This window comes from Flavobacterium algoris (assembly GCF_048158525.1).
Lineage (GTDB): Bacteria > Bacteroidota > Bacteroidia > Flavobacteriales > Flavobacteriaceae > Flavobacterium > Flavobacterium algoris.
This window is the reverse complement of sequence record NZ_JBLNKT010000014.1, coordinates 19,778-45,660: the sequence shown is the minus strand read 5'-3', so window position 1 is coordinate 45,660 and position 25,883 is coordinate 19,778. Positions and strand designations below refer to the sequence as shown.

The 25,883-nt window shown below is 31.4% G+C and carries 26 protein-coding genes; 15 read left to right on the top strand and 11 right to left on the bottom strand.

Features of this window, described 5'->3' with window-relative positions; genetic code table 11:
• Positions 1–109 precede the first annotated feature (109 nt).
• A complete protein-coding gene (locus ACM55I_RS09150; protein ID WP_416846461.1) occupies positions 110–1,180 on the top strand; it encodes a glycosyltransferase family 4 protein in 1,071 nt (356 codons plus the stop codon).
• A gap of 69 nt (positions 1,181–1,249) precedes the next feature.
• On the opposite strand, the gene ACM55I_RS09145 is transcribed toward ACM55I_RS09150, so the two are convergent.
• The 3 genes from ACM55I_RS09145 to ACM55I_RS09135 form a co-directional block, all read right to left on the bottom strand.
• On the bottom strand, positions 1,250–2,071 hold the full coding sequence (locus tag ACM55I_RS09145) for a polysaccharide deacetylase family protein (RefSeq protein WP_416846460.1): 822 nt from the start codon (positions 2,069–2,071) through the stop codon (positions 1,250–1,252).
• A 21-nt stretch (positions 2,072–2,092) separates the two neighbouring features.
• Positions 2,093–3,205, bottom strand: coding sequence for a glycosyltransferase (locus ACM55I_RS09140; protein WP_416846459.1), 1,113 nt, complete (start codon positions 3,203–3,205; stop codon positions 2,093–2,095).
• Positions 3,206–3,291: 86 nt separating this feature from the next.
• Positions 3,292–4,263, bottom strand: a complete 972-nt coding sequence (locus ACM55I_RS09135) for a WaaS/CpsH family glycosyltransferase (protein WP_416846458.1) — start codon at positions 4,261–4,263, stop codon at positions 3,292–3,294.
• A 70-nt stretch (positions 4,264–4,333) separates the two neighbouring features.
• On the opposite strand from ACM55I_RS09135, the gene ACM55I_RS09130 reads away from it, so the two are divergent.
• The 5 genes from ACM55I_RS09130 to ACM55I_RS09110 all read left to right on the top strand — a co-directional run bounded on the left by ACM55I_RS09130 (position 4,334) and on the right by ACM55I_RS09110 (position 8,721).
• The gene (locus ACM55I_RS09130) at positions 4,334–4,894 is read left to right on the top strand and encodes an L-threonylcarbamoyladenylate synthase (protein WP_416846457.1); all 561 of its coding nucleotides are present in this window, start codon (positions 4,334–4,336) and stop codon (positions 4,892–4,894) included.
• A 67-nt stretch (positions 4,895–4,961) separates the two neighbouring features.
• Entirely contained in the window at positions 4,962–6,395 is a 1,434-nt protein-coding gene (locus ACM55I_RS09125) for a CCA tRNA nucleotidyltransferase (protein WP_416846456.1), read from the top strand.
• Between the two features lie 50 nt (positions 6,396–6,445).
• A complete protein-coding gene (locus ACM55I_RS09120) occupies positions 6,446–7,468 on the top strand; it encodes a COX15/CtaA family protein (protein ID WP_416846455.1) in 1,023 nt (340 codons plus the stop codon).
• 56 nt (positions 7,469–7,524) lie between these two features.
• Positions 7,525–8,298 (top strand): CDP-alcohol phosphatidyltransferase family protein, encoded by a 774-nt coding sequence (locus ACM55I_RS09115; RefSeq protein ID WP_416846454.1) that lies wholly within the window; start codon positions 7,525–7,527, stop codon positions 8,296–8,298.
• 240 nt (positions 8,299–8,538) lie between these two features.
• A complete protein-coding gene (locus ACM55I_RS09110; RefSeq protein ID WP_416846453.1) occupies positions 8,539–8,721 on the top strand; it encodes a CsbD family protein in 183 nt (60 codons plus the stop codon).
• A 105-nt stretch (positions 8,722–8,826) separates the two neighbouring features.
• Here the strand turns inward: ACM55I_RS09110 and ACM55I_RS09105 are convergent, their stop codons facing one another.
• The 7 genes from ACM55I_RS09105 to ACM55I_RS09075 form a co-directional block, all read right to left on the bottom strand.
• Positions 8,827–9,594 carry a LytR/AlgR family response regulator transcription factor gene (locus ACM55I_RS09105; protein ID WP_416846452.1) on the bottom strand — a complete coding sequence of 256 codons (768 nt, stop codon included), beginning with the start codon at positions 9,592–9,594 and terminating at the stop codon, positions 8,827–8,829.
• Between the two features lie 50 nt (positions 9,595–9,644).
• Positions 9,645–11,129 carry an ArnT family glycosyltransferase gene (locus ACM55I_RS09100; RefSeq protein ID WP_416846451.1) on the bottom strand — a complete coding sequence of 495 codons (1,485 nt, stop codon included), beginning with the start codon at positions 11,127–11,129 and terminating at the stop codon, positions 9,645–9,647.
• 62 nt (positions 11,130–11,191) lie between these two features.
• Entirely contained in the window at positions 11,192–11,545 is a 354-nt protein-coding gene (locus tag ACM55I_RS09095) for a 2TM domain-containing protein (protein ID WP_416846450.1), read from the bottom strand.
• A gap of 16 nt (positions 11,546–11,561) precedes the next feature.
• Positions 11,562–11,861 (bottom strand): 2TM domain-containing protein, encoded by a 300-nt coding sequence (locus ACM55I_RS09090; protein WP_416846449.1) that lies wholly within the window; start codon positions 11,859–11,861, stop codon positions 11,562–11,564.
• Positions 11,862–11,908: 47 nt separating this feature from the next.
• Positions 11,909–13,264, bottom strand: a complete 1,356-nt coding sequence (locus ACM55I_RS09085) for a histidine kinase (protein ID WP_416846448.1) — start codon at positions 13,262–13,264, stop codon at positions 11,909–11,911.
• Positions 13,265–13,292: 28 nt separating this feature from the next.
• Entirely contained in the window at positions 13,293–13,913 is a 621-nt protein-coding gene (locus ACM55I_RS09080) for a hypothetical protein (RefSeq protein WP_416846447.1), read from the bottom strand.
• Positions 13,914–14,058: 145 nt separating this feature from the next.
• Positions 14,059–16,218, bottom strand: a complete 2,160-nt coding sequence (locus ACM55I_RS09075) for a TonB-dependent receptor (RefSeq protein WP_416846446.1) — start codon at positions 16,216–16,218, stop codon at positions 14,059–14,061.
• A gap of 138 nt (positions 16,219–16,356) precedes the next feature.
• On the opposite strand from ACM55I_RS09075, the gene ACM55I_RS09070 reads away from it, so the two are divergent.
• The 9 genes from ACM55I_RS09070 to ACM55I_RS09030 all read left to right on the top strand — a co-directional run bounded on the left by ACM55I_RS09070 (position 16,357) and on the right by ACM55I_RS09030 (position 24,699).
• Positions 16,357–16,914, top strand: a complete 558-nt coding sequence (locus ACM55I_RS09070) for a sugar O-acetyltransferase (protein ID WP_416846445.1) — start codon at positions 16,357–16,359, stop codon at positions 16,912–16,914.
• 9 nt (positions 16,915–16,923) lie between these two features.
• Positions 16,924–17,184: a hypothetical protein gene (locus ACM55I_RS09065; protein WP_416846444.1), complete on the top strand. Its 261-nt coding sequence runs from the start codon at positions 16,924–16,926 to the stop codon at positions 17,182–17,184.
• Positions 17,185–17,196: 12 nt separating this feature from the next.
• Positions 17,197–17,586, top strand: a complete 390-nt coding sequence (gene gloA2 / locus ACM55I_RS09060; protein ID WP_416846443.1) for an SMU1112c/YaeR family gloxylase I-like metalloprotein — start codon at positions 17,197–17,199, stop codon at positions 17,584–17,586.
• Positions 17,587–17,770: 184 nt separating this feature from the next.
• Positions 17,771–19,051, top strand: a complete 1,281-nt coding sequence (locus tag ACM55I_RS09055; protein ID WP_416846442.1) for a chloride channel protein — start codon at positions 17,771–17,773, stop codon at positions 19,049–19,051.
• Between the two features lie 6 nt (positions 19,052–19,057).
• On the top strand, positions 19,058–19,663 hold the full coding sequence (locus ACM55I_RS09050) for an HPP family protein (protein WP_416846441.1): 606 nt from the start codon (positions 19,058–19,060) through the stop codon (positions 19,661–19,663).
• A gap of 154 nt (positions 19,664–19,817) precedes the next feature.
• The gene (locus ACM55I_RS09045; protein ID WP_416846440.1) at positions 19,818–20,357 is read left to right on the top strand and encodes an IS1096 element passenger TnpR family protein; all 540 of its coding nucleotides are present in this window, start codon (positions 19,818–19,820) and stop codon (positions 20,355–20,357) included.
• Positions 20,358–20,443: 86 nt separating this feature from the next.
• Entirely contained in the window at positions 20,444–21,502 is a 1,059-nt protein-coding gene (locus ACM55I_RS09040; RefSeq protein WP_416846439.1) for a nucleoid-associated protein, read from the top strand.
• A 211-nt stretch (positions 21,503–21,713) separates the two neighbouring features.
• Complete coding sequence (locus tag ACM55I_RS09035; protein ID WP_416846438.1) at positions 21,714–21,953, top strand: hypothetical protein; 240 nt, start codon at positions 21,714–21,716, stop codon at positions 21,951–21,953.
• Positions 21,954–22,329: 376 nt separating this feature from the next.
• Entirely contained in the window at positions 22,330–24,699 is a 2,370-nt protein-coding gene (locus ACM55I_RS09030; protein WP_416846437.1) for a GAF domain-containing protein, read from the top strand.
• Here the strand turns inward: ACM55I_RS09030 and ACM55I_RS09025 are convergent.
• Complete coding sequence (locus ACM55I_RS09025) at positions 24,696–25,880, bottom strand: Pycsar system effector family protein (protein WP_416846436.1); 1,185 nt, start codon at positions 25,878–25,880, stop codon at positions 24,696–24,698. The genes ACM55I_RS09030 and ACM55I_RS09025 overlap by 4 nt on opposite strands.
• Positions 25,881–25,883: the final 3 nt, after the last annotated feature.

Here is a 25,883-nt window from a genome sequence, read left to right as displayed (position 1 = left end):
ATTAAAAAACAGATTAAACCTTTCATCCTTTTTATTGTCTAATTATATATAATTGATATTACTAAACTAGATAAACACTGTTTTTTAATGTTATCAAAAAAAATCGTAAATGTCAAAGCTTGTCTTTATCGAATCTCACAATCTAAAAAATAAAGCAACTGGCTTAGGTACATTCAATTATGAATTAATAAAAGGGTTTTCGCAATTAGATTTCAACCATTTAAAATTGACATTAAATACCAAAAAACCTAAAGTACTTGAAGCCGAATTTGGAAACAAGTTTAACTATCATAAATACTGTGAGTTGTCAAGACTTAAAGTCTTCCGAACTAGAAAAAAAAATGATTTATGGCATTCCATTAATCAAAACACAAAAGTAGAACCTTTTCACGTAAACAAATATTTATTAACGGTTCATGATGTTAATTTTGTGGAAGAAATTTCATCTGACATGAATCATAAAGCAAACAAACTCTTTCTCGCAAAATTAGAAAAAGCTACAGCGATTACTTATATCTCAGAATTTGCAAAAAAACAAACCCATCAATATTTTAATGTTCCCAATGTTCCTGAATATGTAATTTACAATGGAAATCCTATTACGACCATTTTAGACACTTCTGAATTTATTTCTAAAATCCCTTTAGAGAAGCCTTTTTTATACTCTATAGGTGATTTTTTAGAACGAAAAAATTTCTTATCTATAGTAAAAATGATGATTCATATTCCTGATTTCAATTTGATTATATCCGGAAATAACCATAAATCGTATGGAATCGAAATAGCAAAATTCATCACGGAAAACAACCTACAAAATCGCGTTTTTCTTACTGGAAAAGTGGACGATATTGCAAAACAATATTATTTATCAAAATGTCATGCTTTTCTTTTTCCTTCAATTCGCGAGGGTTTTGGGCTTCCGCCAATAGAAGCGATGCATTTTGGCAAACCCATTTTCTTATCCAATAAAACCTCCTTACCAGAAATAGGCGGAGAACATTCTTATTATTGGGATAATTTTGACCCTGAATACATGAAAACCATACTATTTGAAGGTTTAAATCATTTCTACAACAATCAAAATATGATGGAATCATTTATGAAAGAAAGAGCCGCAAGTTTTAATTGGAAAGTAGCGGCAGCAGATTATTTAAAAGTCTATGAGAAGTGTCTTTTCTAAAAACTTTATTCCACAAAAAAATAAAATCTATTCAAAAGTAACGTTGAAACATTTTTGCTGATTAATATTTTAAAATATTTTTTTTCTTCCAAAAATCACTTTCTTTTTAAAATCTTTCATTGAATCAGTACCTCTAATATCAATACGTTGTATTTCATAAATATTTTTCAAAGGAAAAATGTTGACTCTATTGCCTATTCGAAGCCCGTATTTAATACCATACTTTTTCAATAAATCAAAAAACAGCTTCTGATTAACTCCTTTTTTACGATAATACCCCCCAAAAGTATATGCCAAAGCAGGAAAAACATTTAACTCTTCTTTTTTAATAATTTCTTGACATAATTGCAGATCTTTTTCTATCTCATCTAAAGTTAAATTTGCATAATTATCATGTTTAAAAGTATGATATCCTAACTCAATATGAGACCCTATTTCCAATAATTGTTGTTTATTCATCAACTTCATATTCTCATTGACATATTTTCCGTTCCAATCAACATCTTGTCCTATTCTACCTAAAACCATAAAGCAAACTGCTTTAAAGTTATATTGTTGCAGCAAAGGGTATAACTCCGTATAATTATCTAAAAAACCATCGTCAAACGTAAGAACAACAGTTTTTGCAGGCAAATCCTGTTTCTTGTTTGTTAATTCATCAATTTCTGACATCCAAAGAGTCGTATAATTGTTATTTTTTAAATATTCAAATTGTTCAATTATTTTCTCTTTACTAATGGTTATTTGATCTTCAAAACCATTTATAGAGATGGAGTGATATTCTAAAATTCTAATTTTTTTTGAAGGAAAATAAAACAATTTAAATTGAATATTCAGAACAATCAAAAAAATAAATAAAATTGAAAACAATATAATTATTAAATAAATCATGGTATAAATTTTTAAACTTAATTAAATCAAATTATTATTAATTACTTCATTTAAAACATCTAAAAATTTTTCGCCAATTATAAAACGTGTAGATGTCATCATCAAAAAATCAAAGCCATTGTTTATAAATTTATTTCGCATAGCATTGTTGTTAATTAAAATTTCGACTTTATTAGCAAAATCAATTGGATTTCCCGCTTCTGCTAATAAACCAGTCTCATTATCTATTAAGACCGTAGGGATTCCACCAGCTTTTGCAGCAACTACAGGAACTCTACATGCATAACTTTCGAGTACAACTCCTCCTGTAGCTTCACATTTTGATGTGAACAAAAATAAGTCTAATTCTGGAAGGCATTTATGTACATCTACTCTAAATCCTGCAAAAATAACTTCATTCTCTAATCCTTTGGATTTAACATAAGTCTTAATCTCCGCTTCTAAAGATCCTTCTCCTATTAAAATATATTTTGCTTTCAACCCTCTTTTATACAACTCTTCTACCGTATCAATCCAAGTGTGATGATCTTTTACTTTACAAAAAGCAGAAACATTACCAATAATTTTATAGTCTGATGGAATATTAAATTCTCTATGCAGGAATCCATTTTTTTTATTATTAATAAACCTATCCGTATCAACAACACTTCCTATAACAGTCATAGAATCATGATTTTTTATAGAAGGTTTAAGGATTTCAACTACGGCATCAGATACACATACAATTTTTTTAATTCCTTTGTAATTGTATTTGTATTTCCTGAAAAAATTAGTTCCAATATTTTTAATTAAAGTTCTACATAAAACTAAAGGAATTTTTAAACCAAAAAAAACAGATGACAGAACACTTATCGTATGCGCTTTACTATTATGAATAATTACAACATTTGCATTATATGAGCCCACAATTTTTTTAAATTTCTTTGCGAATTTTAAATCATATTCTGATTTAAAATCAAAATTTTGAACCTGCAAATTTCTTTCTATGGCAACTTTATACAATTCAGAATTAACAGGACATATAATTAATTGATTCTCGACAAAGTTATTATCCCTGAATGATTCATATAAATCAACAATCATTTGCTCATGACCTCGCCAAACATTAGACGTAGTAAAATGTATTATTTTCATTAATGATTATTTTATCAGTAAAAATAGTCTTAATATTAAATACAAAAATAAAAAAAGTACTTAAAAAGAGCTTAAAAATTAAACATTTAATTATTCTCCACGATATTGACTTTAAAAACTTCAAAAATCCAATTGTCTAATTTGTATTTACTAAGAATATCGTTATCAATTTCTACAAAATCTGTTTCAAAAAAACTAGAAGGTACTTCATAATTACTTTCTGAAATGACAAAAATATTATTAGGATTATAAAAATCATAAGTAATAATATCCTGATTATTAGTGATTATTTTTTTCTTATAACCTAAGGCCTCAAAAATACGAAAGGTTAACCCATCCTGATTCTTCTGCTGGATATCTACTAACACTAAACTGCTTGCAATTATATTTTTAACTTCACTTATTAGCAGATATCTGTCCGAAATTTCAATACTCTTATGTTTAAAAAACCTATCTTTCTTTACTATAAAACGAAAAGAAATTCGCTCCTGCGAAAAATAATTAGCAAGCTTTTCTAAAAACGGAAATCTGCCATCAAATGAAGATATATTAAATACTAGATTAGTTATTTTTTTAGTTTCAATTTGATCATCGTAAATATAATTAGTCAAAAATTGAAAATTATATTTCTCAACATCTTTTTTGTCATAACTATAAACCGTATCAAAAAAAGATAATGTCTTTTTTTGGTCTTTAAAATTTTCAATACCATCAAACAAAAAACAACTCATTTGAATTGCATTATCTCTTAACAACAATAACGCTTTACGCTCCAATTTATCAGGTCTAATAATTAAAATCTGATCAAATAAATCTCCATTTTGAATTACTTTTTTTATATAATTTGTCTTGTTTTTTTCTTTTAAACTAGGAAAGCTGATCAATTTCAAAAAAAAATTAATAAATCTAGAGAAAATATTTTTATAAGAAAATGGAATAGCATCAATATTAACATAAGTCAAATCAACATTCTGCGCTGCAGTAAGCTTTTCAACTAAAAAGTCAATATAACCAAATGAATGCGTAGTTATTATTGCTATTCGTTTAATTTTTATCATTATTGCTATCTTTGTAAAATTATCATTTCTAGCAAAAATAGAAAGTTATATTTAAATACCTAAAATTATAATGAATCAAGAAGTACACAATGCCTACGAAGTAATAAAACAAGGAGGAATAATCCTATATCCTACTGACACGGTTTGGGGAATTGGTTGTGATGCCACAAATCCTGAGGCTGTTGCCAAAATATACAAACTCAAACAAAGAGCCGAAACCCAAAGCATGATTGTTTTGATGAATGGTGAAAAAATGATGTACAATGTATTTAAGGATATCCCTGAAGTTGCCTGGCAAATCATGGATTTATCAGAAAACCCAACGACATTAGTCTTGGACAAACCAAGAAATGTGGCTCCTAATTTAATTGCCCCAGATAACACTTTAGGAATCCGAATCGTGAAAGAACCTTTTTGCTTCAAATTAATGGAAAAGATGAAAAAACCATTGGTTTCTACATCAGCAAATATTTCTGGACAACCTACTCCAAAAAGTTTCAAAGAAATCAGCCCCGAAATTATAAAAGGCGTCGACTATGTTGTAAATTTGCATCGCGAAAAAATTGCCGGAAAACCGTCAACAATAATTAAACTTACGAATGATTCACAGGTAAAAGTGATTCGTAAATAGTTTGCAGTATTCAGTTTTTAGTTTTCAGTTTAGCAACTTTGGACTATAGACTTTAAACCTTTTTAAAATGAGCATCAAAACTTCATACAAAGAAGCCTTAAACAATAAAATTTTTGAAGTCATTTCTCAAGCTTCCCAAGAACTTAATATTGAAAGTTATGTAATTGGTGGTTTCGTGAGAGATTTGCTTTTGAACAGAGATTTCAAAAAAGACATTGATATTGTTGCTGTGGGCAGCGGAATCGAATTGGCTTTGAAAGTGTCACACTTACTTCCAAAAAACCCAAAAGTTCAGGTTTTCAAAACCTACGGAACTGCAATGTTGCGTTTTGAAGATACCGAGATTGAATTTGTAGGTGCCCGAAAGGAATCCTATAATCTAGACAGTCGCAATCCTATTGTAGAGAACGGAACCCTTGAAGACGATCAAAACCGTCGTGATTTTACGATAAACGCTTTGGCTTTATCATTAAACACTTCAAATTTTGGCGAATTATCCGACCCATTTAATGGGCTGGAAGATTTAAAAAACAAAACAATCAAAACACCTTTGGATCCGGATATCACTTTTTCGGATGATCCGTTGCGAATGTTGAGAGGGATTCGTTTTGCAAACCAATTGGGTTTTGAAATCGAAGAAAACTCTTTGAACTCTATTACAAAAAATGCAGAACGAATCAAAATTATTTCCGGGGAACGTATTGTTGACGAACTGAATAAAATCCTTTTGACAGATAAACCTTCTACAGGATTTTTACTATTATTCAAAACAGGACTTTTAGACATCATTCTTCCAGAATTGACTGCTTTGAATCAGGTCGAAGAAATTGAAGGTCACACACACAAAAATAATTTTTATCACACATTAGAAGTTGTTGACAATATTTGTCCAAATACAGATGATGTATGGCTACGTTGGGCTGCCTTGTTGCATGATATTGGTAAGGCTCCAACCAAACGGTTCAATAAAAAACAAGGATGGACGTTTCATGGTCATGAGTTTCTTGGCGGAAAAATGGCAAAGAAAATCTTTGAACGTTTGCATATGCCTTTGAACCAAAAAATGAAATTTGTGCAAAAAATGGTCATGATGAGTTCGCGACCGATTGTTTTATCACAAGATACAGTTACTGATTCTGCGGTGCGCCGTTTAGTTTTTGACGCCGGTGAAGATGTAGAAAATCTAATGACGCTGTGTGAAGCAGATATTACCACCAAAAACCCTGGCAAATTCAAGAAATACCATAATAATTTTGAAATTGTTCGAAAGAAAATTGTGGAAGTAGAAGAACGCGATAATGTTCGGAATTTTCAACCTCCAATAACGGGAGAAGAAATTATGAAAATCTTCAATTTAAAGCCATCCAAAGAAATTGGGATGCTCAAAGAAGCCATCAAGGAAGCCATATTAGAAGGAGAAATTCCGAATGAATATCAAGCTGCTTATGGTTTTATGTTAAAAAGAGCCGAAAAAATAGGATTAAAGATTAACGCTTGTTGAATTAAGGATTAATTGTTTTTAAAATATCTTTGCAAAAATTAGTTTCAAAAATGAAAAAGGAGAATAAGTCAGTTATTATTTGGTTGCTTTCAGGATGCTTTTTAATATTTTTAATGGTTGTTGTTGGCGGAATTACACGGTTAACCAATTCAGGACTTTCCATGACCGACTGGCATTTGGTTACCGATACTTTACCCCCGCTTTCGGAAGTAAAATGGCAGGAAGCTTTTGAAAAATACAAGCAATTTCCAGAGTATCAAAAAATCAATATCCACAACGATTTTACTCTTTCTGATTACAAATTCATTTATTTCTGGGAATGGTTTCACCGTTTTATAGGACGAATTCTTGGTTTTGTTTTCATCATCCCATTTGTTTATTTTTTAATTAAGAAAAAAATTGACCGCGAAACCTTAAAAAAATGTGGCATTCTTTTAGGAATGGGTGCTTTTCAAGGATTTTTGGGTTGGTTTATGGTAAAAAGTGGTCTGGTAAATAATCCGGATGTAAGTCATTTTAGACTTTCATTGCATTTAACTTTTGCGTTTATCACCTTTGCCTATACGCTTTGGGTAGCGTTGGATTTACTCTATCCTGAAAAGAAAAAAATTGAAAAATCATTACGAACTATTGCCCGGGTAGCACTAGCCTTTTTATTACTGCAAATTATATATGGTGGCTTTGTTGCCGGTTTAAATGCCGGTTTAATTCACAATCACTGGCCATTAATGAGTGATGGACAATTTATCCATGACAGTGTTTTTCTGGAACAAAAAAACCTGTTTTTGAGTTTTACAGAAGGAAAAAGCGGGGTTCAATTTGTACACCGTACATTGGCTTATTTTGTAGTAGGTATGATTGTTTTATTGTACTTCAAAAGCATTAATTTTACTTTAGACACACTCCAAACCAAAGGAATTAAATTGCTTTTATTACTGGTTTTTGTACAGTTTGGATTAGGTGTTTTAACGTTGTTATATGGCGTTCCTTTGTGGTTAGGACTCTTACATCAAGTTAGTGCATTTTTCTTATTGACGGCCATGACTTTTACATTACATCGATTATCAAAATAATTTTTTTACTATTTTTACCTGACTATATTGTCGCATTTCTTTGTTTATAAACTTAAATGTCTAAACTTGCTGCTCAAGATAAATTTTTAGATTTATCCGATTACGGAAGGCCATTCGGAAAATTTTTAGCCAATCAATTAAAGAATACCCGATTTACTCCCATTCATGTTACGCTGCTTTTTGGGCTTTCAGGCCTTATAGCAATTTACTCCATTTTACAAAATCATTACTTTTTAGCCAGTTTTTTCATCATTCTAAAATCAGGAATTGATGCAGCCGATGGGGAACTGGCAAGGATAAAAAACACGCCTTCTTACACCGGAAGATATCTTGACAGTGTGTTTGATCTTATACTTAATTTTCTGTTTTTAATGACGATTTGTTATGTCTCACAATCGAGTTTTTGGATCACTCTTTTGGCTTTTATTTGCATCCAATTACAGGGTACACTTTACAATTATTACTATGTCATTTTAAGAAATAAATCTATTGGAGGAGATACAACTAGCAAGATTTTCGAATACAAATCCCCTAAAGCTTTGCCTGGAGAAAGTCAAAAATCAGTTGATATTTTATTTCAGATTTACACCATCGTCTACGGTACTTTTGACAAAGTAATTCACACACTTGACAAAGAGGCATACAAGGTAAAAACATTTCCACATTGGTTTATGACTTTCCTTTCAATTTACGGATTAGGGTTTCAGTTGCTAATTATTGCCGTTATGTTACCTCTAAATTTAATCGAATACATCATTCCATTTTTTATTGTTTACTCTTTGTTTATTTTCGCATTAATTGGAATTAGAAAAACAGTTTTCAAGGTATAAAACCATCATAGATATAATCTATATGTAAATTTTATTTCATTCAACACCATAAACTTAATCACAATTACTTTACTCTTTAATTTAAACAAATTTTATTGTTAAAATACTTAAAATAGCATTCAAGCTTCTGAACAATTTGCCAAAAATTAAACAACAAACCGTCTTAATTCTGTAATAGTTTTTCCTCTTTCAATCACCAGATTTGTAAAAGAAATAATAATCAATTTAAAACTATACATTATGCCGAATTCAAAAGAGATTAAGGGAAACTGGAATGAACTAAAAGGAAAACTTAAACAAAAATTTGCAGAATTAACAGACGACGATGTGTTATTTGAAGAAGGAAAAGAAGAGGAGACTTGGGGGAAATTGCAACAAAAATTAGGCAAAACAGAAAAAGAAATCAGATCCCTATTTGAATAATTTTAGGATTTAAAAATCACTAAAACTGTTTCAGAAGCCTCGTTGAATATTCTTCGTTTTTGGATTTTGTTTGCCGTTTTTGAAACCGCTTTTTTTGTGCTTTAATTACCCAATCCAGGTTTTAAATTCGGAAACTTTTTCTCTGCTTACAATCACCTCATCGGCTTTATAAGAAGGCAAAATAACCTTCAAACGAGAGTTACTGTATAACACGATTTCTTTAATTGCTTTAAGCGGAATAATGAATTTTCTATTGATTCGAAAAAAGTCCTTCGGATCTAATTCTTGTTCCAAAACTTCCAAAGTATTTTCGATTAAATAATTTCTGTTATCGAAAGTATGAATGTACGTTCCTTTATTTTCACTAAAAAAACATTCTACTTCATCGATAGGAATAACTTTTAAATGTTGCCCGATTTTCACCGTAAAGCGTTTTTTGTAATTTTTTTCAAATGGATTTGTCAACATTCTTTTGATTTGCTCAAAATCCATCCCGAAGTCTCGGGAGCCAATTTCTTGTTTTGGCAACCGCGTTTTAAATTTAGAAACTGCCACTTCTAAATCGTCCTCATCGATGGGTTTCAAAAGATAATCAATACTGTTTAATTTGAAGGCACGCAACGCATATTCATCATAAGCCGTTGTGAAAATTATAGCGCTTTTTACGGCTACTTTTTCAAATATTTCAAACGACAATCCATCCGATAATTGAATGTCCAAAAAGATCAAATCCGGATGCTCATTTTTAGAAAACCAAGCAATAGATTCTTCCACTGAATGCAACATCACTCCTACTTGAATATTTAGTTTTTCGAGTTTTCTTTGCAGTAATCTGGCAGCTGGTTTTTCGTCTTCTATTATTATTGTAGTCATAATTTAGGTTTAAGGTTTCAAAAAAGGGAATCGTTTTATTTTGCTGCTTACTAATCAAACACCCGTTTCTCCAATGATTTCCACTTTTGTTGAATATTTATTTTTGGATTTCGACAAAGATATACCGGGATATTATTTTCTTCTTCGATTGCATATTTGTGTTTTATAATTTTCAGCAATTTACAATCTTTAAAAACTCGCTCTACAACTTCTTTTTCATTACCAATACTGATACAAACTTGCCCACTTGTAGTTCCAGTTCCCCAAAGCCAAAAACTGCCATTACTACAAATTGGATTTGGCAATGAATACTTTTTCCCAAGGATTTCTATAGCTCCGGCTTCACCATAATTTTTAGCCCAAATAACGCAGTTTTCTTTTTCGGGTAATGATTGATACACACTATCTACTAATTTCACTTGTTCTTCCCAACCAAACATATCCGCATAATCATCTGTGAGCTTAATACGTCCGTTTTTTTGTAACTCTAAATCAGAGTAATTAACATAGGTTTCAATTGGAAGAATGGCGATTGCCTGCGGCAAAAAAGGAATTATTGGAAGAAACAGAACAGAAGCAACTGCATAATTCCATTTTGGCTTCTTTTTCAGCAATTTTTCAATTTTCACAGCTCCAGCCGCAAATAATATAGGGTAAATTGCAAAGAAATAATAGGCTTTCGATTGCGTGATCCACATACTGCAAAATATCACCAAAGCGGCAATTCCAAACGTTTTATACTTTTTTAAATCTTTGTCAAAAAAATAAGCAAAAAGTCCAATTAAGCTTATCATTAAAGAAAAAGGATGCTTCAACTGTTCTATTGCAAAATCAAAAGGACCATTCTCATCCAACTGGCTTTCTTTCAACTTTTGTAAATGCAATACTACTGGAAAATGATGATTCAATTGCCAAATCAAATTTGGCAAAAACATTAAAAAAGTCACTAATCCTGAAAAGTAGAACCATTTATTCTTGAATATTTTTCCTTTTTTATAAAATAACAAACCCGCTACAACTCCTAATCCCCAAACGAATACAGTGTACTTATTCATTAAACCAAAACCCGAAGAAACACCAAGAAAAAGAAGAAATTTTACATTTCCGGTGTTGAAATATTTGACCAAAAAATAAAATCCAAGTGTCCAAAATAACTGATCGAAAGCTACCGGCTGAAATAGCATATGATTCCGATAAAAAGGAACAAAAGCCAGTACTGAAACTCCAGCTAACAGAATTGCTTTTATCTTTCCTCCTAATTCTTTAGCAATCAAACAACAAATTATAAGAATCCCAACTCCCGCTAACGTAGAAAAAACACGAACACCAGATAGCGAATACCCAAACATAAAATGGGCTATTTTACCAACAAAAGCAATGAAAGGCGGAAATTCAAAATAACCCCAATCTAAGTGCTCGCTTACTGATAAGTGTAATAATTCATCCCGATGAAATCCATAATTCCGGTTTCCAATTAAGTGAATAGACAATTTAATAAGCGCTAAAATAGTTATGACCGGTAGATACTTTTTCAAAGTTAAGTTCTTGTTTAAAGTTTAAAGAGTCACAACTAAAAACTGCGACTGAATACTCATTTTCACTCCCATTTCTCGCTTTTTTCTTTTTCCATTAATTCATGGATTTTTTTCTCTTCCCAGTTTACACCAAAAAATATATTTCTTCCAAAAACAGATAATCCATGAGCAGTCAATCCAATTCCCCAAAACAATGCTGTTGAAAAAGTTTCCCAGCTCCAAAAAAGATGATTACTAGATATACTCTCGTTGTTACTCCCAATAATAAGGAATGCATTTACACCTATATAAACCAATAGATGTATATAAAAACCTTTGATTCTTTTTACTCTTTTGTAAGCTAAATTGTAGCGTTCGTCAGGATTATACGTTTCAGTATTATAATCATTTAGCCTTCTATCTCTAAATCTTCCCATCTCTATAAATATTAAATTATTCCCAAGTTTCCTTGTTCTCTTTTTCCATAAACTCCTTAATCTTTTTCTCTTCCCAGTCTTTTGTTATAAAAGGCATATATTTAAAAACCTTGAGACCGTGAAAAACAACGCCAATTCCCCACCACAACAACGGCCAATAAAACCATAAATGATCGGGTGATGTGTTTAAATTCAGAATCACTAATCCTATGTTTACTACAATGTAGGAAATTAAGTTGCCATAAAAACCTTTTATTTCTTCTACTTGCTTTTTTGCCCTGTAGTAACGCTCTTCGTTTTGATATCTATTTTCCATACTATTTTTCTAATATTTTTTTTCAATTTTAAAATTTAAACTCAAAACTATTTCCAAGATTTGTTACTGTCCTCTCTTTGCAAAATCTCCTTGATTTTTCGTTCTTCCCATTTAGAACTGTAACCAAAAACCTTCAAAGCATGCATAATTAATCCAAAACCCCAACCTGCAGCCGAAAACCAAAACCATTGAAATTGCGGAGAATACGTAAGATTAATAAATATCAAAAGCGGAATAACACAACAATAAGAAATTAGGTTTCCATAAAAGCCTTTGAGTTCTTCAACCCGTTTTTTAGCTCTGTAATACGCGCTATTTTCGCTATAATTAGTACTAGTTTCCATAATTGAAATTTGTTTAGTTAAAATGGGTATTTTGACCGTAAAAGTTTTTTCATTTTGCTCAATCAATACTTTTCTATTGGTAATAATTCCATAGCGATTGATGATATTTTGCAATCCTACACCCTGGCGATCCTGCAAAACTTCCTTCTTTTGATAATCATTTTGAACAGCAAGATAATCGCCTTCAATTGTAATGCGAATGTGCAAAGGCCTTTGTTCACTAACCACATTGTGCTTTACGGTATTTTCCAATAAAAGCTGTAAAGAAAGTGGAACAACTTTGGCTTCCGGATTACTATTTGTTGTTGGTAATTCGTAAAACAAACTATTTTCAAAACGCATTTTAAGCAGGTTCATATAGGTTTTGGCGAAAGCCAATTCTTCTTCAACTGAAACTAACTCTTTGTCTTTTTGTTCCAATACATACCGATAAATTTTTGACAATGAAGTCGTAAACCGTTGGGCATTATCTGGATTTTCTTCAATTAAAGAACTTAAAACATTCAAACTATTAAAAAGAAAATGGGGGTCAATTTGATTTTTTAAACTTTCGAACTTCGCCGAAGCGGTACCTGCAATTATTTTTTGTTCCGTTACTTCTTTTCTTGATGCTCGTTTCCAATTAGCCATAAAACTTCGTGCATGCATGAAAGTCGAAACACCTAAAGAAAGTATGATATAAAATAAATGAACCCAGATCATTCTATCATTAAAAAACTCACTAGGGTTCATTTTTTGAAAAACCACAAAGGTCAAATAATCAATTGCTAAAACAACCGGAACGGTATACAACACCGTAGCAATTATCCCAAAATACACTCTCAAATTAGTTTGTTCCAGCCAATCCCATTTCTTATTCAGAAGGGAGTTGATTACTCCGTTACCAAAACCAATTCCAAAAGAATACAACGAACTTACCCAAAAAGTGGTCAATACCGTTTCTAAATCATAACGTCCTTGAATTAAAGAAAAAACAAATGTGAAAATCAGAGCAATTTTAAAGGAAACAATTGTTCCTTTTTTAAATTCTGTGTAGGTATGTATCCTTTGATTTTCCATTTTCAGTTTATATTTTTTCTAGTAAATTTTATTTACAGTTTTTCAATGCTTCAGTTGCTCTATCCAATCCCCATTTTGGAGAAAAAGGAGTTTCTGGTTTAAAAGTAGCAAAAAGTCCGATTGATTTTTCAATTTGTGCGCATAAAGGTTTAGTGTCAATTCCTGTCCATTTTGCCCCTCCTATTTGAAACTCTGCTTTACCAAAAACTACTCTTGGGTTTTCTGGTGCAATTGCTTCCGCTTTGGCATACAATTCCATTGTTTTTCCAGATAATTTCATTCCGTTTGTCATTGGGTCAAAAACAATCCAAGCAGTATTAATCATGGCTTGCATCACTAATAATTCTGCATTATTTGGATTTTTACCCATTTCAGTATCCAATGCATTTTGAGCTTTGGTAAGCAATAAATTCATTTTATCTTTATCCTGTGTTCCAAAAGCAGTGGTTGTATTTACTAATGCAACATAATAATTAGGCAACCAACTTGTTTTTTCTGCTCCAGCAATTCTTTCGAATAAATCAGAAGCTTCAGTGCTTTTTCCTTCTTTCCAAAGTCCGAATGCTTTTCCCATTCCTTGCTCAAATTGTCCTTGAGCGGATAATAAACTACATACAAATAATGCGATTGCGGTGATAACTTTTGTCATGATATTTAATTTTTAGTTCTTGATTAATTGTTTACCAAATTTACATTGGTTCTATCTTTTTTGAAATTTATATTTACTGAACTGTTGATTTTGATGGATGAATTGTAGGGACATTGCAATACCGAGACGTTGCAATGCAACGTCTCTACAAATTCTTCAACTGGTTCTCTTTTTTATCATTGCTTATAGTCCAAAAGAACCCAAGAAAGAAAAAACGATCCGCAGTTGGTGTAATTGCTGCCCTGTTATAAACTCCGGCTGCATTTGGATTTTTTGCATAATCGTAACCATACACATTTTGGCTTCCTAAAATATTAGAAACGGAGAAATACAAAATCTTTTGTGTCGTCAATAAATAAGCCCAGTTGAAACTTAAACTATTGTATGATTTGGTTTTTCCGTTCATGAATTTCGTTTCATTTGGATTGTTATACGGTCGCCCTGAACTGTATGAATTTGTGAATCCAATTTGTGATTTCCAATCGTTAATCCAATATTTAGTAACAATCGATAAACTATGATCGGCAACAAAGTTTGGAGTGACCTGAGCGCTAAAGTTTTTATAATCTCTCTCCGTATCGATGTAGGAATACGAAACCCAATATTCTAAGTTTTTAATTGATTTCCCGTCTCTCCAAAACAAATCTAATCCTTTGGCATAACCGGAACCATTGTTATTAAACACCGAATTATATTGTATCGATGGCGTATCATATTTCACCAAATTACTGTAATCTTTGTAATAGGCTTCCGCTCTGAAAGTTTTTCCATTTTTATTGTATTGATAATTCAAAATATAATGTGACGCTTTCTCACTTTTAAACTGATGGAACTTAGAATATTTGATGTAGTCCACATTTGGCGTTTGTGAAAAATCTCCATAAGCTAATGAAAGCTGACTATTTTTAGCCATTTTGTAAGCCAATGAAATTCTGGGAGAAATTGCAGTTTCATTTAGTAAATCATTGTACGAAGCTCTCAATCCTGCTTTTGCAGCAAACTTTTTGGAGAAAAAAACATCAACTTCAGTATAAACTGCTCCGATAGCTGAATTATATCCATTCGTAGTTGTAGTTCCTAAATTCTCCTTGAAATCCTCATTGAATTTGGTAATAAAATAATCCGCCCCAAAAGACAATTTCACTCTTTCAGAAAAACGTTGTGTTAATTTTAATTTCAAATGAGCCGCGTTTTCATCATTTGCAACAGCATCAGAATCCAGTTTTATTTTATTTTTACTATAACCATAACTCAACCCCGAAGTAATTTGCCAGTTGTTTCCAAAACCGCCTTTATAGGAAGAATTAAAATAAAAATTAGTATTGTTTAAATCGACTCTAATCTTCTGTGCCGAATTGATATTTTCCTGATTGATGTCGAATTTAGAAGAATCAAAAGCAGCATATAATTTCAAAATTCCATTATTGAAATTATAGCGATATACCGTTTCTCCGGACAAAGATTGATACGGGCTATTCCAATCTACATTTTGTTTGATTGCTACTTGATATGGCGCCAAATTGATATACGCGGTATTCACACTCAAGGAACTCTTTTTCCATTTTTGAGTATTTCCAACTCCCAAACCAACGGTCATTAACGAAATTTCGGTTTTGTTTTGGTCAGGTTCATCCTGCGTATTCAATAACAAAACACTTGATAAAGCCTCCCCATATTCAGCAGAATAACCACCTGTAGAAAATGATATTCCATTAAAAAGAAATGGCGAAAATCGACCACGCGTAGGTAAATTTTGAGCAGAAGCGCCATACGGTTGCGCTACGCGAATCCCATCTACAAAAGTTTGTGTTTCATTAGCCTCGCCACCACGAACAAATAATCGTCCGTCCTCACCTACATTTTGTGTTCCCGGTAACGTTTGCAAAGCGGCAATAATATTCCCTGCCGAACCCGCAGTTGTAACAATATCCAGCGGTTTCAACACCGAAACTCTTGCTTTATCACCTGCTTCCAAATTTCCTGCGGTAATTATAACAGCATCTAATGCATTGACATTATCTCTTAGTTTTATCGTTTTATTTTTAAAATTTGAAACAGCGATCACCATTTTTGTTGTTTCATACACTAAGAAACTCACCACCAAAGTTTGATTCCCAGTTGTAGTAGTCATAAAAGTGAAATCCCCAGTTTCATTACTGGAAGTACCGTCATAAGTTCCTTCGATAAAAATGTTGGCTCCAGCTATTGGATTTCCTTTTTCATCAACTACTTTTCCGGAAAGCGTTGTCTGTGAAAATAGCGTTACAGAAAATAGTAAAATGGTAAGAGTATAAATAAACTTCATAATATTTGATTTTGATGAAGCAAATATATTTCGGTAATTAAAATCATAAAATAATAATTAACTGAACTGTTGAAATTATAGGATGAGTTGTAATCATCCTCAATTTCTTTTATATTTACCTAAACTATATTTCATTTTATGAAAACAGAAAAAGAAAAAATGATAGATGGAGAATATTATTTGGCTGGTGATCCTGTTTTAGTAAAAGACAGACGAAAATCAAAAAATCTTCTTCACAGATTAAATGTTACCGAGTATAGAATTACTAAAAAAGCCAGAGAAATAATAAAAGAACTTATCCCTAATGCAGGAGCAAATCTTTATATTGAACCGCCTTTTTTTTGTGATTATGGTTATAACATTCATTGCGGAGAAAATGTATATTTTAATGTAAATTGTGTTGTTTTAGATTGCACCAAAGTAACTATTGGCTCGAATGTTTTTTTTGCACCGGGAGTTCAACTATACACCGCAACACATCCGCTTGATGCTGAACTGAGAAAGACACTGGAAAATGCATTACCTATAACTATCGGAGATGATTGTTGGATTGGTGGGAATTCAGTTATTTGCCCAGGAATTACAATAGGAAACGGTTGTGTAATTGGTGCGGGTTCTGTTGTCACAAAAGACATTCCTGACAATTCGCTTGCGGTAGGAAATCCAGCAAAAGTGATTCGGAAACTTAACGAATAAATTAAACTTATGCCACACGTTCTAGCAAAACTCAAAAATGTCCCTTTAGAAACTATCAAAGCTATTTTAGAAAAAGACAAAGCGTTTCATGCATCCCAAGGAATGTATTTAGAATACCTTTGGCAAAATGCCGATGATGAAAACGAAGTACAATTCCTCTTTAGGATTGATAACCTCAACAAAACAAAAGCCTTAATTCACAAACTTCATACAGATGCTTTATCGCAAGATCCAAATGCGAATCTTCCTGAAATGACTTATTTAATATAAACAAAAACAACTATGATTTCAATCAACAAAGTACACCATATAGCTATTATTTGCTCCGATTATCAAAAATCTAAAACGTTCTATACCGATGTTTTGGGCTTAACAATTATTCGGGAAATTTACCGTGAGGAAAGAGAATCCTACAAACTTGATTTGGCTTTAAATGGCGTTTACATCCTTGAACTTTTCTCCTTTATAAATCCACCGCAGCGTACTTCAGGACCAGAAGCTACTGGATTACGCCATTTAGCATTCGAAGTAAATGACATAGATCAAACCATTGCTTTTTTATCTTCAAAAAATATTGCTTCAGAAGCGATACGATTAGACCCAACAACAAACAAACGTTTTACTTTTATTGCAGATCCAGATAATCTTCCGATTGAATTTTATGAAAAATAGGCCCCTTTTAACCTACCAAAAAAGCACTATTCCTAAAGGAATCATAAAAAATAGCGATTATATGGGTTTTTAAATTGAAATATAAGATTCTTTCTTTAAATTTGTAATCCTCTTAAAAACTTTATTTTTTCAAATAAATCAATTTATTTTATCTGGAATTTAACGTTTATAAAACAATTATTAGATGAACAATACCACTCGTATTAAAAAAAATTACCAATTAATTAAATTTCAAAAATTAGTTATTGTTTCTGTTCTAATTGGTTTTCTTTCGGCTTTTTTAGGAATTTCATTAAAAAAAATAACCGAATATTACGAGGAAATATTTTTTTATCAAGCTTCGTTAAACCCTATATTTATTATTATTTTTCCGGTTTTTGGTCTATCCATTATTTATTTCCTTCGAGAGTATCTTTTTAGAAAAAAAGAAAACAAAGGGATGAAAGAAATTTTTGAAAGCACGAATTCCAAATCCAAAAACTTACCCAATTACAAGATTCCATCCCATTTCATCAACGGATTATTGACGGTTGTTTTTGGAGGATCCACAGGGATTGAAGTTTCGACCGTTGTTGCTTCGGCCACGATTGGTTCTGTAGCCCAAAGAAAACAAAACGTATTCAGACAATACAAAACCGAATTGATCTGCGCAGGGGTTGCAGCCGGAGTTACCGCATTGTTCAGTAGTCCTATTGCCGGAATTCTTTTTGCAATTGAAGTCATTTCCCGAAAGGTAACCCGAGCATTTTTAATCAGTAATTTGATTGCGGTTGCAATCGCTTTTGGACTTGTTTTTTTATTGGATGAAAAACCTTTGTTTGCCGTAACTATTACCACTTGGCATTTAAAAGCGATTCCTTATTTTATACTTTTGGGGATTTTAGCCGGAATCAATTCCGTTTATCTCACCCGCTGTGTTTTGCTTTTTAAAGCTCAATTTTCAAAAATAAAAATTCATTATTATAAGATTTTAATAGGTTCGCTAATCCTGAGTGTTTCCCTATTCTTTTTCCCCCAACTTTATGGCGAAGGATATCACGCGATCAAGGGAATATTTGTTCATTCGAATGATGTGACACTATCCTTTTCATTGGTCCTTACATTTATTGGAATAATACTTCTAAAACCAATCGTAACGTCGGCAACACTTGCTTCTGGAGGTGACGGAGGCGTTTTTGCGCCAAGCCTTTTCATCGGTGCCTTTTTGGGATTACTGGTTGCTTTGCTTTTAAACCGGTATCTGAATGCCAATGTAATTCCTGTGAACTTTATGGTTATTGGAATGGCTGCGGTTTTGAGTGCCAGTATTCACGCGCCTTTTACCGCGATTTTCTTAGTTTGCGGATTAACAAATGATTATACTTTATTCCTTCCTATTTTGGTGGTTTGTCTGATTTCAAAATACACCGCAAAAATGATTTATCCATTTACGGTTTACTCCTATTCTGCCAGTTTATCAAAATAATAGTTTATGCCAATTCAAGGATTAAAAAGGAATTATCGCAAAACCAAATACATTCTCTACAAAGAAACCCTAGTTGATTTCAAAGAACATTTTTGGGCTTTTCTAGGTTCATTTATTGGAATTGGGTTAATAGCTTACATACAATCTACCACATTACTACAGTCTGATGTTATTTACTTGATAGGCTCTTTTGGTGCTTCGAGTGTTTTGGTGTATGGAATCATTCAAAGTCCATTGGCTCAACCCAGAAATCTGGTTGGTGGACATTTAGTTTCAGCAATTGTGGGCGTTACGGTCGCTAAATTTGTACCTGATATTATATGGTTAACCGCGCCTCTTGCAGTATCATTTTCAATTGTGCTGATGCAAATGACAAAAACACTGCATCCACCAGGAGGAGCAACTGCATTAATTGCAATAATTGGTTCTACTAAAATTACAAGTCTTGGCTATTGGTATGTATTGTATCCAGTTCTAAGTGGTGTCCTTATTCTTTTAGTTGTAGCATTAATTTTCAACAACATGACCGCGAACAGAAGTTATCCAAATCATAAAAAGTATCACATCATTCGAAAACGAATTACCAATAAATTTAGAAACAGTTTATCTTAATTTCTAAAACACATCACTATTTTAGAAAAAAGGCAATCAATCCTATACTCTACTTACAGAATCATACGCAAAAATCTTATCAACAAATCTGAAATCTGAAATCTAAAATCTAAAATTAAATTTTACCTTTGACCTTTCAACAAAAACAAAGATTATGGTTTATAAATTTAGAGTAATTCTAGACGCAGAAGATGATGTTTTTAGAGACATTGCAATACTTGAAGACGATACTTTAGAAGATTTACACAATGCTATTTTTAATTCCTTTGGTTTTGACGGAATGGAAGTAGCTTCATTTTATACTTGTGATGAAACTTGGAATCAGGAAGATGAAATTTCGCTTTTTGATACCGGAGATATTCCAGGGGAACAAAAAGTAATGAGCGATTATCAATTATCGGATATTTTAGATAAGCAAAATACCAAAATTATCTACGTATATGATTTCATCAACATGTGGACTTTCCTTGTAGAATTAGCCGCAGTAGAAGACCAAGTTCTTGGAAATTTATATCCTGAAACGATATTTTCTCACGGTGAAATGCCTGATGAAGCGATGGAGAAAAACTTTGAATCAGATAATGCCGATGACTATAATGATGAATTTGAAGATGGGCTGGACGAAGATGATTTAGACATGTTTGAAGGAGATGATAGTTTTGAAGACTATGGGTTTGAGGAGAATTGGAATTAAAAAATTAGAAAATTAAGAATCAAGAGCCAAGATAAAAGACCTTTTACTGTCTTTCATCTTGGTTCTTTTATCTAAAAACATAAAACATGATCAACTTATACAATACCCATATCGAGAACTTATCAATCCATAGAGTTGGTAATAAAAGTAGAAACGAAGCCCTTTTTTTATCAGAGCAACCGTTTCATTTAAATGATGAAATTGTACCCTTGATGAAAGAATTTTTCTTTAAACCTTTTAGAGAAAAAGAAGAAAATTATTTTCAATTTGCACATGAAATCGATTTGGATTATAATGATATGTTCAAATTTGCAACGGAAATTTTTGAAAATCCAAGTACAATTCATGAGGCTTCAAAAAAAATCACGAAGCACTTGTTTGAGCAATCCAACCATCCTCACATCAAGAATGGAGAGGTATATGTTACGTATTTAACAAATGTAAGCATTGATAATAATGTGGTGGATGCAATAGGAATTTTCAAAAGCGAGATACAAGCTGACTTCTTACAATTTGAGGAAAAAGAAACGCACTTGGAAATGATTTTACAACAAGGCGTCAGCTTAAACAAATTAGACAAAGGCTGTTTGATTTTTAATTATAAAAAAGAAGAAGGTTATAAAATCCTAACGGTAGACAGCAACCGTTACGATGCAAGATATTGGCTGGAACATTTTCTTTCAGTAGATGCTTTTGAGGATGAAAATTTCATTACCAAAAAATATTTGAAATTCTGTCAGAACTTCGCCAAAGATGTTGTTTTCCCTGCCGAAGACAAGAAAGAAGAAGTGATGTTCATGAATCGTTCCGTGAATTATTTTGCCAAAAATGATCAGTTCGAAGAAACTAATTTCTTAAATGAAGTTTTAGATAACCCTGATTTGATTCCAGAATTCAAAAATTACAAAATAGACAAAGGAGAAAAATATAGCATTGAAGATGTAACTTCTTTCCCTATTGCCAATGCTGCAGTTTCTGACGCTAGAAAATCAATCAAAAATGTAATTAATTTAGATACACATATCCAAATAAAAATGGATTTCATCAATCCTGAAAGTGCAGAGAAATTTGTAGAAAAAGGTTGGGACGAAGAAAAACAAATGTATTATTATTTAGTTTATTTCAATAAAGAAGAGAAATCATAGATTTCAGAAAAATACAATTAATACTCAATCCTCAATTACTAAAGTAGTTGGGGATTTTTTTTGACTTTACTAGGCAAAAAAAGAGTTGCAATTTATTTTACTTGTAAGAAATTTTATGTTTTTATTAACAAAATATGCGTTTAATCGATTTTATTTGATATTTAAACGATTATTAATTAAGTTTAAATCCCCAAATCTTAATACCCAGATTATGAACACAATTGAAATCAAAGAAAAATTTCTGAAGAAAAACATTTTGTGTTCATTGTTTGGACATAAAATTATTACAACCCGGAATGTCACAAATCATTTCAAAGAATTTAAATGTACTGTTTGTCATCTTGAATTAACTAACGATGAAAATGGTCAGAAAACATTTCTCACTCCAGAACTAAAAGAAATAAACGAAACATTGATTGGGTTTTATAAAAAAAGGGTTCATGCTGTTTAAAACCCATTTCCATTTAACAAAATTATTTTATTTCGAAGCTCTAAATTAGTAGCTTTTTATTAAAGTCAATTTCATTAAATAAAAGCTTTCAAGAATTAAATACCCCCTATTGCTAACCTACTAAAGCCTTGAAAAGATGCTAATCCTCCTATTAATAAAGTCGTTAATGATATTGAGACAAAAAAATAACCAAAAAAATTATTAAAGTACAATAGCATTTCCATTACACGATTGTCGTAAATCTCTTTAAGGATACTAAAATTAGGCTCCAAAAAATCACCACATTAAATTCAATTAAACTAATTAAAAAAATCAACCAAAATTAGTCTATCCAATTTCGTTTATCTGTAATTTTGTATTCTAAATAAACTATCCGATGGATTATCATTTTTTCAAAGAAAGCCCATTCAAAACCTTGATTTCGTTTCATAAACTCATTGAAACATTAGAGGAAATTGCATCAACCAATGTGGATTATCGCTCTAATTATGCCAAAGCTTTATTAGAAGAAATAGAACCTTTCCCAGAATTCAGAACTGGAATTGAGGATTTTAATTTAATTCATAATAACGAAACACTGATAAAATATTTATTAGCTGACCTATTCCCTACTGCTTTGACAAATAATGAAATTAAAGCGGTTACCATTCCTTTTCAAAATTTCACTTTTAATTATACCGAAAGATTCAAAAAAATACTTCATAATGCTGGAGCAACTTTTGACATGGCTATCCGGGATTTTGATGGCAATCAATTCTACATCATGAATTGCATTTTGATTTTGAACACATTCTATAATCAGCATTTTGATTTCAACAAACCTTTGTTTTACGATATTCCAGATGCAAATGGCATAATGAAACATTACAGAATTCTATATAATGCTGATTTTATGGAAATTATTCCTACTGATAAAGCGATAAAATTAACTCCAGATGACATCGATTTATTGATGGATAATTATGATAATATTGATTTATGGAAAGAAAAATTCCCCAATAAAAGTTGGATTTTAAAAGGTTTTGGTATTGTATCACTATTTGATGCTTCTATTGAAAGTGCCATTTCTAACTTAAAAAGTAACCTTTTAAAATCAGAAACTGAGCAAGCCGATAACAACCAAAATTTTGAAACCATTTTTCGTTCTATTTTTAAAATATCAGATTTAAAAATTGGTTTAATCATTTATAATGAAGAAGATGAAAAATTTATAAAACCTCCTTATGATGACAAAAAAATAGGCAGTTTTATTCTTAACGATATGCCAGAAGTAGATTGTAAAAATGCACTTTTCGGTTGCTCATTGGAAAATATTTTAGAACAAAATAAACCTTTTGTAATTTCAAACGTTAAAAAATTTGCTACAACACCAGGAAATGAAAAACTAGGCGAACATTTTTTAAGACTAAATATTCAAAGCTGTATTCTAGCTCCTGTAATAAAAAACGATAAACTTTTAGGTATCATAGAATTAGTTTCGGCAAAACCTAGAGAACTTAACAGCGTAAATGTAAATAACCTAGATTTGATTTTACCATATTTAGTAGATACATTGGAGCGTTACAAAAATGATATGCAACACCAAATAGAAGCTATCATTCAAAGGGAATATACTACAATTCACCCAAGCATTTATTGGAAATTTAGAAGAGAAGCCCAGAAATATTTTCAAACTAACAATCCTAATAAAGATTATATTTTCAAAGAAATTGCATTTAAGGAAGTGTATCCTTTGTATGGTCAAATCGACATTAAAGGTTCCTCTGAACATAGAAATGAGACTGTAAAAGAGGATTTGAGAAAGCAACTTAAAACACTTCTTGAAATTTTTGAAAGTCTAAAATCAAATACGAATCTTGTATTATTGGAGCAACGAAAATTTGAATTACAATCGTTTTTTACGGAATTAAATTCTCCTCTGAAAGCTGATACAGAGCAACAAATTCAACGTTATATTGAAACTGAAATCCATCCTATTTTAAATAATTCTAAAATGGATAATGAGTGCCAAATTTTAGTTGAGAATTATTTTAAAAAACTGGATGAAAAAACAGGAATGTTTTATCATTCCAGAAAGAAATTCGATAATGCAATGTCAATTATCAATAAAAAATTAGCTTCCATTTTAGATAAAAAGCAAGTTGAAGCTCAAAATATTTTCCCACATTATTATGAAAGATTCAAAACGGATGGTGTAGAACACAATCTTTATATAGGCGCTTCAATTGCCCCAACTAAAGTTTTTGACAGTATGTATCTTCATAATTTAAGATTATGGCAATTGCAGACTTTATGTGAAATGGAATTAGAACATCATTTGCTCAAATCTTCATTGCCTTATGAGCTAGATGTAACCTCGTTAATTTTAGTATTCAGTTCTCCTATTACTATTCGATTTAGAATGGATGAAAAACGTTTTGATGTTGATGGAACCTACAATGCCCGTTATGAAGTTGTAAAAAAACGCATTGACAAAGCTAACATTAAAGGAACCAAAGAAAGAATTACCCAAAAAGAAAAAATCACGATTGTATATTCCCATAATCAGGAAGAAACAGAATATTTGAATTATATAAAATTTTTACAATTCAAAAAAATATTGGAGCCAACAATCGAGCAATTTGAAGTCGAAGAATTACAAGGAGTTTCCGGTCTAAGAGCCATTAGAGTAAAAGTAATCAATTACAATAAAGAACAAATTACTGAAAATTATTCCTATCAGGATTTACTGGACGAGCTAAATTAAGCACCAACCATTTTGAATGCTATAACAAAAGCAAGAACCGAAATAACAATTCCAATCATAAAAAGATTATAGGCTATTCTCAATAGCCTGTATTTTTTCTCTAAAACTATTCCTAAGAAATACAAATCTTTAATCATCGAATTATAAATATACTCTCTGTCTTTCATCATTTCATTCATGGCCCATTCATAGTCTTGCAAGGGCATTTTATAGAAATTACCAAAGAAAAGTAAATTCACTTTTTTATTTTCAATGTCTTGCTTAGTAAAAATGCCTCTTGTTACTTTTGGTCGTGTAGAAAGTATGGCAAAAATGATTGTGATTACACTAGATATTACCATAATAAAGGTTGGAATCACCAAATGGGCATTTTTCGGACTATCAAGTTTTGGAATAATAGTAGAAAGTGCAATTGAAATAATAATTGCATTTACAGAAAGTAGAATATTGGCCTTACTATCCGCAATACCACTCAAACGCGTATGGTTACCTAATGTGACTCTGAAAACTGTATCAATACCACGTTCCGGTTTTTCCTCTTTTTCTTTCTTTTTATCTTCTTTTTTCAATTTTTTGTCCTTTTCATCTTCAGTTACATTGATTTTTTTCTGAATCCTTTTAATATTTTTCTCCTTTAAAGGTTGCCAATTTTTCAATGCAAAATCAGTATAAAACCGATGTTTATTTACTAAAAAATCCAAATTTTCAGTAGCCCAATCTTTATCAGAATACGTTTTATCCTCTGTGTTTTCCCATTCTTTTCTCAAAACCTCACAACTGGACATATAATCATCACTAAAAAGATGGTAATAATCCGCGTCTTTAATTATTTTTTCAAGAAGAGTCTGAGGCACATATTCCTTTGCAGTAGCTTTTATTAAGCTGACAATTTTTGCAATATACTCTTCTGTCTTACCTTTTTCTTTCAAAAATTGGGTCGCAATAGCACTGCTGGAATCTTCGTGATTTGTACAACCATTAATATACCCAACATCATGAAACCATGCTGCAATAAGCAAAATCTCTTTATCAGAAGGATTTACGCTCATACCGTCAGCAAGTTTTAAAACTGCTGCAACCATCTCACGTGTGTGATGAATATTATGGTAAGTATATGAATTAGAAAGTTTATCTTTGAGTTGTTTTGCAACAAAATCTTCGGCTTGTTCTATAAGATTCATAAG

Coding starts and splice junctions, on each gene's coding strand:
- ACM55I_RS09030 (WP_416846437.1), top strand. CDS start 22,330: ATGGATTATCATTTTTTCAAAGAAAGCCCATTCAAAACCTTGATTTCG.
- ACM55I_RS09025 (WP_416846436.1), bottom strand. CDS start 25,880: ATGAATCTTATAGAACAAGCCGAAGATTTTGTTGCAAAACAACTCAAA.
- ACM55I_RS09035 (WP_416846438.1), top strand. CDS start 21,714: ATGAACACAATTGAAATCAAAGAAAAATTTCTGAAGAAAAACATTTTG.
- ACM55I_RS09120 (WP_416846455.1), top strand. CDS start 6,446: ATGAAAAAGGAGAATAAGTCAGTTATTATTTGGTTGCTTTCAGGATGC.
- ACM55I_RS09130 (WP_416846457.1), top strand. CDS start 4,334: ATGAATCAAGAAGTACACAATGCCTACGAAGTAATAAAACAAGGAGGA.
- ACM55I_RS09055 (WP_416846442.1), top strand. CDS start 17,771: ATGAACAATACCACTCGTATTAAAAAAAATTACCAATTAATTAAATTT.
- ACM55I_RS09095 (WP_416846450.1), bottom strand. CDS start 11,545: ATGGGAAGATTTAGAGATAGAAGGCTAAATGATTATAATACTGAAACG.
- ACM55I_RS09075 (WP_416846446.1), bottom strand. CDS start 16,218: ATGAAGTTTATTTATACTCTTACCATTTTACTATTTTCTGTAACGCTA.
- ACM55I_RS09140 (WP_416846459.1), bottom strand. CDS start 3,205: ATGAAAATAATACATTTTACTACGTCTAATGTTTGGCGAGGTCATGAG.
- ACM55I_RS09085 (WP_416846448.1), bottom strand. CDS start 13,264: ATGGAAAATCAAAGGATACATACCTACACAGAATTTAAAAAAGGAACA.
- ACM55I_RS09080 (WP_416846447.1), bottom strand. CDS start 13,913: ATGACAAAAGTTATCACCGCAATCGCATTATTTGTATGTAGTTTATTA.
- ACM55I_RS09090 (WP_416846449.1), bottom strand. CDS start 11,861: ATGGAAAATAGATATCAAAACGAAGAGCGTTACTACAGGGCAAAAAAG.
- ACM55I_RS09045 (WP_416846440.1), top strand. CDS start 19,818: ATGGTTTATAAATTTAGAGTAATTCTAGACGCAGAAGATGATGTTTTT.
- ACM55I_RS09070 (WP_416846445.1), top strand. CDS start 16,357: ATGAAAACAGAAAAAGAAAAAATGATAGATGGAGAATATTATTTGGCT.
- ACM55I_RS09050 (WP_416846441.1), top strand. CDS start 19,058: ATGCCAATTCAAGGATTAAAAAGGAATTATCGCAAAACCAAATACATT.
- ACM55I_RS09115 (WP_416846454.1), top strand. CDS start 7,525: ATGTCTAAACTTGCTGCTCAAGATAAATTTTTAGATTTATCCGATTAC.
- gloA2 (WP_416846443.1), top strand. CDS start 17,197: ATGATTTCAATCAACAAAGTACACCATATAGCTATTATTTGCTCCGAT.
- ACM55I_RS09145 (WP_416846460.1), bottom strand. CDS start 2,071: ATGATTTATTTAATAATTATATTGTTTTCAATTTTATTTATTTTTTTG.
- ACM55I_RS09065 (WP_416846444.1), top strand. CDS start 16,924: ATGCCACACGTTCTAGCAAAACTCAAAAATGTCCCTTTAGAAACTATC.
- ACM55I_RS09040 (WP_416846439.1), top strand. CDS start 20,444: ATGATCAACTTATACAATACCCATATCGAGAACTTATCAATCCATAGA.
- ACM55I_RS09105 (WP_416846452.1), bottom strand. CDS start 9,594: ATGACTACAATAATAATAGAAGACGAAAAACCAGCTGCCAGATTACTG.
- ACM55I_RS09110 (WP_416846453.1), top strand. CDS start 8,539: ATGCCGAATTCAAAAGAGATTAAGGGAAACTGGAATGAACTAAAAGGA.
- ACM55I_RS09125 (WP_416846456.1), top strand. CDS start 4,962: ATGAGCATCAAAACTTCATACAAAGAAGCCTTAAACAATAAAATTTTT.
- ACM55I_RS09135 (WP_416846458.1), bottom strand. CDS start 4,263: ATGATAAAAATTAAACGAATAGCAATAATAACTACGCATTCATTTGGT.
- ACM55I_RS09150 (WP_416846461.1), top strand. CDS start 110: ATGTCAAAGCTTGTCTTTATCGAATCTCACAATCTAAAAAATAAAGCA.